Source organism: Lactiplantibacillus sp. ME-2 (genome assembly GCF_022549155.1).
Taxonomy (GTDB): domain Bacteria; phylum Bacillota; class Bacilli; order Lactobacillales; family Lactobacillaceae; genus Lactiplantibacillus; species Lactiplantibacillus plantarum.
Window position 1 is genome coordinate 1 of record NZ_JAKZEQ010000070.1, and the last position, 5,853, is coordinate 5,853.

Below are 5,853 nucleotides of genomic sequence, written 5' to 3' on the forward strand. Positions count from 1 at the left end.
AGGAAGCTGATCTTTTTTGTCCGAACAGCGTTCGGATTAATTTTACAATCTACCAGATAAGTTAAAAGCTGGCGGTTATTTTATCAGTCAACAGGTTGGGGCTTTGAACAATTATTCATTGTCACGCTTTTTCGATCCTGCTTATATTCCGGCATATCCAGATAATACCTTGTTGAAAACAGTCGTAGATTTTCAAAATTTAGGCTTTGAAATTTTGTTAGCTAAAGAAGCTCAACCCAGTATGACTTTTTTTGATATTGGGGCCATTATTTACTACGCTTCAATTATTCCTTGGGAGTTTCCCGATTTCAGTGTTGATCACTGCTTATCACAGCTTACTCAACTAGATCAATTAATTCAAAATGACGGTTCAGTCACTACTAAAGAGGATCGCTTCATTTTAGTTACCCGAAAAATGTAATCTATTTTGATTGAATTTGAGATGCTTTATCAAACTAAAAATGAACCGAAAAATGATTCAGAAAATCAAAACGATCGGCCTATTTATTAGGCTGATCGTTTTGATTTTATTCGGTTTATGGGCATTAACGTAATCGGCAAATGTTTTTAAAAGTTCTTCGGTTTGTTCGATCGAAAGGGTATCAGCTTGAAAGTATTTTTCTAGCAAAGCATCTTTTTGAATTAATCGACGAGAACGGGCTTTGCGGCTTTCATAGTATTTAGATTGCCGTAATTTAAAATCTTCCCGCTCAATTTTTTGTTTTAAACGCGCTTGCTGCTCAACTAATTTTTCATATTGATTAGGTATAGTCATTACCACCTAACTATTATTGGTTATTTTGAGATTGATTTAAAAAGGCGGCAACTTTTTTAGCAATCATTTTAATCTGTGGAGTGGTAAGTGTCCCATAATCCAAATTGGCTGATCTAATGATTTGCTTACCGAGGTTTTGTTCAATCTTATTTTTTTCAGTTTTAATCTTTTGATTAAGCTGTTTTAATTTAGCTTCTTGTTTTTCTAAGTTACTTTGAGACATAATAATCCCTCCAATCATATTAAAAATAATCACCGACACTATATCATACAAAGAATGTTAAGTCAAAGGATAAAAGTTGAAATAGCGAAGCGGAAGGCATACACTATAAGTAAATTTAGGGGAATCAGCAGGACGAGTGAAACGAGGTCAATGCGCACTTACACATAGAATAAATTCTATGTTGTGCTAACCCATTAAAAACTGTATTATAAGTCGCCGACGGCGACAAAAAAATCAACCCCATAAGACCCAAGAAAGGTAGTGACTGACATGGCAATTTTTCACATGAGCTTTAGTAATATTAGTGCTGGTAAAGGACGCAGTGCCATTGCCAGTGCCGCTTATCGAAGTGGTGAAAAATTATTTGATGATAAAGAAGGTCGCCGATATTTCTATGCCCGCTCGGTTATGCCAGAAAGCTTTATTTTAACCCCCAAAAATGCACCAGCATGGGCCAGTGATCTAGAAAAATTATGGAATGAAGTTGAAAAGAACAATCGTAAATCAAACTCACGGTATGCCAAAGAATTTAACGTGGCTTTACCGGTAGAATTAAGTGAATCCGAACAGAAAGAATTACTGACAAAATATGTGCAAGAAAATTTTGCCAATCAAGGTATGGTAGCTGACGTAGCAATTCATCGCGATCACCCAGACAATCCGCATGCACATGTGATGTTAACCAATCGCCCATTTAACCCCGATGGTAGTTGGGGATTAAAAGCAAAGACGCAGTACATTAAAGATGAAAATGGCAAGCAACTTTTAACCAAAAGCGGGTTTCCAAAACAAAGAAAAATTTGGTTGGTTGATTGGGATAAAAAGGAAAAAATTAATGAGTGGCGGCATAATTGGGCGTTGAGTGTTAATCAGTTCTTAGCACAAAAAAATATTCCGGATCGGATTAGTGAAAAATCATTTGTCGATCAAGGGATTCAAGAGACACCTACCCAACACGAAGGCATTAACAGCCAAAGAGAAAATCGAAAAGCATTTAATCAACAAGTTAGAGCGCAAAGAAACGCTCAAGCTAAATATCATAATCTTGACGAAAAGATAAGAAATCATGAACATTTTGACGCGTTAACTGACGAGCTATCGTTCTCTGAAAAACACACAATTAGTCATCTAAGTCAGCAATTGAAAGCCTATGTCGATTTAGAACATTTAGATGATAAACAGCGCATGCTGTTTAATTGGAAAAACAGCTTATTAATCAAACATGCCATTGGTGAAGATGTAACCAAGCAACTGCTGACTATTGACCAGCAAACGACATCGCTAGCACAAGCTAACCAGTTGTTAAATAAAGTGGTGGAACGAGCAACGAAAAAGCTTTATCCGGAACTTGATTTTGAACGGACAACCGCGGCTGAACGTCGGGAACTGATTAAAGAAACTAATAGTGAACAAACGATTTTCAAAGGTAGCGAATTGGCAGAACGGTTAGCGGATATTCGAAACGACTTATTAACCCAGCAATTATTGACGTTTACCAAGCGGCCATATACCAGTTGGCAGTTAGTTAATCAGCAAGCCCAAACAATTGAGAAGCAATTAACCACGGTGCTAGCCAAACATGGTCACCAGTTAGACGATTTGAAGCATACTGATTGGGGCATGCTAGCCGCTTATCAACCTAACGAACTCGAATTCATTTCTAAAGCGGTGAAAGATTTACGGGTCATGCGGGAAGTTAAAGCCGTGGTGCAAACCCAATACGACAGCATTCTAACGACTGCTTTTCCGGACAGTGACCTGGATAAGCTAGAGACGATTGATAAGGAGCAAATTTATACGGCTGTGGTTTACTATGACCCAGAATTAAAGCCATTAGATGCAAACCAGCTTAGTCAATTACAACAGCAGCCACCGGTAGTCTTTACTAGTCAGCAACACCAAGCCGGGTTGAATTACCTGTTAGGTAAAATTGAATTAAAAGATATTCAGGATCATCGACTGCAACGGGTCTTAAAACATGATGGCACCCGGCAACTGTTTCTCGGTGAATGTGGCCAAGATCCTAAGCTTGATCAAAAACAAATTGAAATGGTACAAACCCGTTTGAAACAACAGGCAATGCGGTTTGATCAATATAAGCAAGCTCAAGTTAAGGACTATCAGGCCATTAATTACCACCCAACTAGCCCGAAAAATTACCTGATGAATATTTTGGACGAAGCCTTAATGACCACTTTATATGCGAAAAATACAGACTATCTAAGAAAACAGCAATTACGTGGACTAAAGGAGACCGAGTGGGCAATGACGAAAAAGCAGCGGCAACACCAAACTAGAAACCGGCATGAAGATGGGGGCATGCACTTGTAATTTAAATGTAAAATAAAAAAGCTATCAGCCCGAGCGCTTAATCAGTCATATCAAAGCTTGCAACAACAAGTTCAGCAAGCAAGGAACCCACAACAAAAATCAGAACTAAAAAATAAACTAAATGATATACACCATGAAATCAGTAATCGAACACAAAAACAGCTGCAAGCATTTACTGAAGAAAATTCATCAATCAAACAACCCAAATCCGAATTTGATCAAAGTTTAAAGCGTTAGCCAGTTTTTAAAGGTCATGCTATAATATAAACAGAAAAAAGAAGTCCCGCCGAAAACAGGACTTCCCGCGCAAGCCGCTTCAAAGGCGGTGGCATTAGTTAACTAAACGATAATGTCGTCCCGTAACTCGCCAAAGTTATGATCGGTGCGGCTTTTTTATTTGTGGTGCTTGTCGATATAGCTGAGTAGCGCGATTAAAAACGTGCCAAACAGCAACATCAACGAGAGTGTCTGGAAGACGCTCATTGACTGTGCAACCTTCCTGAAGATTATTCCATGTTCCCATGGGCCTCACCTCACAAGGGAAAAGACAGCCACCGCCCTTAAAAACTTTAGAGTCCTAATATACTTGACTTTACGTAGAAAACTTTTTGCTCAATCCATTATACAGGGAAATTAAAAATCAACCAAGAGCAATAAAACTGCTCTTGACAGCAAAGGAAAGCTACAACACTAGCAAGGTCAGCAAGCAAGGCTAATAATACTGCTGCAATGGGGAATAACAAGCGTCCAGTAGGGCGGTCCAAGAGCGGGCGCAAACCCTACCAGACAGTACGATTATAAAAGTAAAGAAGGTCATAAAATCAGCTACTAGAGGGAAAAGTGTGGTAAAAGACAAATAAGATGGTGAAATGATGACTATAAAGTCAAGTCAGATAAATAGGTAGTTGAGCATATAAACTGCTTTTAACGCTTTGCTTACTTATAATAAGTACAATAACAGATGACTAGTAAAAGGCGGGTAAAACAATGGATAAATTTAAAAATATTATTATTGGATTTGGTAAGGCGGGTAAGACATTAGCTAAGTACTTGGCGCAGCATGATGAGACCGTGCTTCTGATTGAACGGTCTAAACAAATGTACGGAGGAACTTGCATCAATGTTGGCTGCCTACCATCTAAAAATTTAATTCTTAATGGCCAACGTGGCGTGGACTTCACTACAGCAGTTAATAAGCGTGGTGAGATGACTAGACAGTTGCGAAACAAAAACTATCACATGGTGGCTGATGAGCCACTAGCAACGGTTTGGGATGGGTCAGCCCGTTTTATCGACAATTATGTTTTGGCAGTCGTAATGAGTGATGGAACGACTAAGAAGGTGAGAGGTGAACGTATCTTTATTAATACTGGAGCAGTTCCAAATTGGCCATCAATCCCAGGGTTAGAATTTAGTCAACGGATTTTTACGTCTAAAGAAGCTATGGAATTGGAGAAACAACCGAAACGACTAGCAATTATTGGTGGCGGTTATATTGGCCTTGAATTTGCTGGAATGTTTAATTCCTTTGGTACGCATGTAACGATTTTCGACCAACATACCAGATTGTTAGAGCGCGAAGATCCTGATATTGCGACCGAGGTCGTAGCAGATCTGACTGACGCAGGGATCGAGATTAAACCGGCGACTCAACTAACTCAAGTAAAAGATAATGGTGAGAAGGTTACATTATATTATCAACAAGGTGATCAAACTAACACTGCGAAATTTGATGCGGTATTGGTTGCAGTCGGTCGACGGCCTAATATAAATAGTTTAGGGCTAGAAAATACCGATATTGCTTTAACCAGTCGTGGTGCTATTCAGGTCGATGATCATTTAAGGACCACAGTACAAAACGTTTGGGCTTTGGGCGACGTTAATGGCGGTCCTATGTTCACTTATGTCTCATTGGATGATTTTCGTATTATTGTAGATCAATTGTTTGATAAGGGGGATCGCTCAACGGCCGATCGAATGGTGATACCGACTGCTTCGTTCCTAAATCCACCACTGGCTAGCGTCGGCTTAAATGAACGTCAAGCTAAGAGTGCAGGCTATGATTTACAAACCTTCAAGCTATCAGTCAAGGCGATTCCAAAGGCCCGTGTCTTGGAGGATCAACGCGGGCTTTATAAGGTAATCGTTGATCAAAAAACACACCTTATTTTAGGGGCAACATTGTATGCCGCTGAGGCTCATGAAACCATCAATCTAATTGCATTGGCAATGAAGGCCAAATTACCTTACGAAAGATTACGCGACATGATCTATACTCATCCAACAATGTCTGAAGCCTTGAATGATCTTTTTAAGACCCCGGTTGTGAAAAGCCAACGCCCTAGAAACACAAAGCCGACTAGTTAATCGAGGAAACAATCAAGAAATCACCGTTAAAATTATTACGCAATGTGATTAACAATGCCCTTAATCTAGTGGATGTTTGTTAGTCCGGATCAGAAAGAAGCTTTGCTGTTCACCTTCGTTATTTTAGGTGCAGTTCAACCAGAACCGCATATTACGA

The 5,853-nt window shown here is 39.3% G+C and carries 6 protein-coding genes and 1 pseudogene; 4 read left to right on the forward strand and 3 right to left on the reverse strand.

What is annotated here, in order from left to right:
• Positions 1 to 172 precede the first annotated feature (172 nt).
• Positions 173 to 421 (forward strand): methyltransferase, encoded by a 249-nt coding sequence (locus tag MMY95_RS14830; protein WP_241277774.1) that lies wholly within the window; start codon positions 173 to 175, stop codon positions 419 to 421.
• A gap of 57 nt (positions 422 to 478) precedes the next feature.
• On the opposite strand, the gene MMY95_RS14835 is transcribed toward MMY95_RS14830, so the two are convergent.
• Both MMY95_RS14835 and MMY95_RS14840 read right to left on the reverse strand, forming a co-directional pair.
• Positions 479 to 769 (reverse strand): hypothetical protein, encoded by a 291-nt coding sequence (locus tag MMY95_RS14835; protein ID WP_035428040.1) that lies wholly within the window; start codon positions 767 to 769, stop codon positions 479 to 481.
• Between the two features lie 19 nt (positions 770 to 788).
• Positions 789 to 998, reverse strand: coding sequence for a hypothetical protein (locus tag MMY95_RS14840; RefSeq protein WP_021816926.1), 210 nt, complete (start codon positions 996 to 998; stop codon positions 789 to 791).
• Between the two features lie 270 nt (positions 999 to 1,268).
• Here MMY95_RS14840 and mobQ point away from each other — a divergent pair, with 270 nt between their 5' ends.
• Both mobQ and MMY95_RS14850 read left to right on the forward strand, forming a co-directional pair.
• Positions 1,269 to 3,329: a MobQ family relaxase gene (mobQ, locus tag MMY95_RS14845; protein ID WP_241277775.1), complete on the forward strand. Its 2,061-nt coding sequence runs from the start codon at positions 1,269 to 1,271 to the stop codon at positions 3,327 to 3,329.
• 12 nt (positions 3,330 to 3,341) lie between these two features.
• A pseudogene (locus MMY95_RS14850) lies at positions 3,342 to 3,566 on the forward strand (LtrC-like protein); the annotation flags it as partial.
• A gap of 156 nt (positions 3,567 to 3,722) precedes the next feature.
• Here MMY95_RS14850 and MMY95_RS16140 read toward each other — a convergent pair.
• Complete coding sequence (locus MMY95_RS16140; RefSeq protein ID WP_021353390.1) at positions 3,723 to 3,812, reverse strand: putative holin-like toxin; 90 nt, start codon at positions 3,810 to 3,812, stop codon at positions 3,723 to 3,725.
• Positions 3,813 to 4,316: 504 nt separating this feature from the next.
• Here MMY95_RS16140 and MMY95_RS14855 point away from each other — a divergent pair.
• Positions 4,317 to 5,696 carry an FAD-dependent oxidoreductase gene (locus MMY95_RS14855; RefSeq protein WP_015639791.1) on the forward strand — a complete coding sequence of 460 codons (1,380 nt, stop codon included), beginning with the start codon at positions 4,317 to 4,319 and terminating at the stop codon, positions 5,694 to 5,696.
• Positions 5,697 to 5,853: the final 157 nt, after the last annotated feature.

What these genes read in the sequence shown, in the direction of transcription:
- MMY95_RS14840 (WP_021816926.1), bottom strand. Translation starts at nt 998, where the DNA reads ATGTCTCAAAGTAACTTAGAAAAACAAGAAGCTAAATTAAAACAGCTT.
- MMY95_RS14855 (WP_015639791.1), top strand. Translation starts at nt 4,317, where the DNA reads ATGGATAAATTTAAAAATATTATTATTGGATTTGGTAAGGCGGGTAAG.
- mobQ (WP_241277775.1), top strand. Translation starts at nt 1,269, where the DNA reads ATGGCAATTTTTCACATGAGCTTTAGTAATATTAGTGCTGGTAAAGGA.
- MMY95_RS16140 (WP_021353390.1), bottom strand. Translation starts at nt 3,812, where the DNA reads ATGAGCGTCTTCCAGACACTCTCGTTGATGTTGCTGTTTGGCACGTTT.